This window comes from Moorena sp. SIO3I6, assembly GCF_010672095.1.
This window is the reverse complement of sequence record NZ_JAAHHU010001009.1, coordinates 1-1,798: the sequence shown is the minus strand read 5'-3', so window position 1 is coordinate 1,798 and position 1,798 is coordinate 1. Positions and strand designations below refer to the sequence as shown.

Here is a 1,798-nt window from a genome sequence, read left to right as displayed (position 1 = left end):
AGGATAACACGGCCAATAATTGAGAATAAGTTGCGCTTATTGAGAATCAACAGGGTAATTCTAGATTTTTGATACTATTGTTTATTTTTTCACTGTAAATTTTAATACAAATTTAGATGCGTTTACCTCAGATCTTGCACCAAAAAAAGTGGCTGTGAGAAGGAACGGCTGAAGTTATTGTTATTAGGGGATTAGAGGCAGTTCTATCCCTGAGTTAGAGACAACTAATCAAATACCTTGAAAAAGCCTCTGTATCCCATAATTTAATGACACTCAATGACCCAGATTATACGGAAAAATAGAAATAATCAATAGTTTAGTTATGGCTTCAATTAGACTTGATATTTTTTTTGATTACATGAGAATTGTGGTAAACTCTTTTCTAAGATTAATGGAGGATAAAGACCCTGAATAAGATTTTACCAGAAGTAGAAAAATTCATCTCAAACTTAAAACAATTAATGCCCACTAGTTATCAACAAGAAACCTTAGAATCCATTTTTGGATTAATCCTTTGTGGGCAAGGTAATTCTGTTCCGGATCATTGTCAAACCAAATCGGCAAGTGCTATTAGTCGTTTTTTAAATAATTATCAATGGTCAACCCGTTCTTTAATTCGTACCGTTCGTTCTTTAATAATCAAATTTATTCTTGATCAAAGAAAAAGAGGAAGAAAACCAACTCTACAAGTAATCCTAGATTTAACTACCCTAGAAAAGGTAGGTAATTTTACCCATCTAGGAAACTTAGTGCGAGTCTATAATCATAAGAAAGGTTTACACATTGTAGTGATGTATTTAGTCCTGGGAAATTGGCGTATTCCTTGGAGTTTCAGGATTTATAGGGGTAAGGGTACTCCCTCCCCATCCCAATTAGCACAGAAGTTATTAAATAATTTACCTAAAAAAATTACTCAAAATTTTCAAGTTTATGTACTTGGTGATACGGCTTTTGGTACAATTAAATTGATTGATAATATCCGTCAAAAATCCGGCCATGCTATTGTTGGGATTAGTAAAAATCGAACTTTAACTGATGGTCGTAAGGTCTCAGACATTAAAAAGCGTGGTCAACAAGTTTATTTGAATGGTTTAAAATTACCTGTTTTTTTGTCATGGATATGGTTAAAACGAGATGGCAAAATGATTCAACGTTTTGTGATATCAACTAAACCAATGAAGGGTAAAACTATTGCTCGATGGGGAAAACGTAGATGGCAGATTGAGGGTTTCTTTAAGACAGCTAAACCTCGTTTTAGCCTACACCGCTTTGGACAAAAGACAAGACTTGGAGTCTACCGTTGGTTGATTCTGTGTTTAGTTTCTTATTTGTTGGCTTATTGGGTTTATTTACACTTAGGTAAATCGGATAATTTAGATGGGTTTTATTGTGCACAACAAGCACTTATTTTACTTTTACCGCATATTTTGCTTCTCTCTATTTTCCATCATTTAGATACACTTATGCCTTGGTTACATGAGCTTAGTTTTGATTTTTGTCTGATCAGGTGCAAGATCTGAGTTTTAGATAAATATGCTCAAAGTGCTTTTTGAGTTCCAGGTATTTTTTCCTGTTTGGTGCCCGCTGTAGAGTTTCATTCTGCTCTAAGTGTACCTGGAATGTTGGAGAACTCGACACACTATCACTCGGAGACTTACACTGGATTTGCCCCCCAGTTTGCTGCACCACATGGGTTAACTCATGGGCAATTAACTTCTTCCCCTCCTGACTTCCAGGGTTATATTCCCCCTGTCGAAAGAAAATATCTTTACCTGTAGTAAAAGCACGAGCCTGAATA

The 1,798-nt window shown here is 35.3% G+C and carries 2 protein-coding genes; one reads left to right on the top strand and one right to left on the bottom strand.

Annotated features, from left to right (window positions below; genetic code table 11):
• The first annotated feature begins 461 nt into the window (after positions 1-461).
• Positions 462-1,520 carry a transposase gene (locus tag F6K49_RS45500; protein ID WP_293108782.1) on the top strand — a complete coding sequence of 353 codons (1,059 nt, stop codon included), beginning with the start codon at positions 462-464 and terminating at the stop codon, positions 1,518-1,520.
• Here F6K49_RS45500 and F6K49_RS45495 read toward each other — a convergent pair.
• On the bottom strand, positions 1,504-1,798 hold a 295-nt coding region (locus F6K49_RS45495; protein WP_293108778.1), incomplete at its 5' end, for a DUF4157 domain-containing protein. The genes F6K49_RS45500 and F6K49_RS45495 overlap by 17 nt on opposite strands.

What these genes read in the sequence shown, in the direction of transcription:
- F6K49_RS45500 (WP_293108782.1), top strand. Translation starts at nt 462, where the DNA reads ATGCCCACTAGTTATCAACAAGAAACCTTAGAATCCATTTTTGGATTA.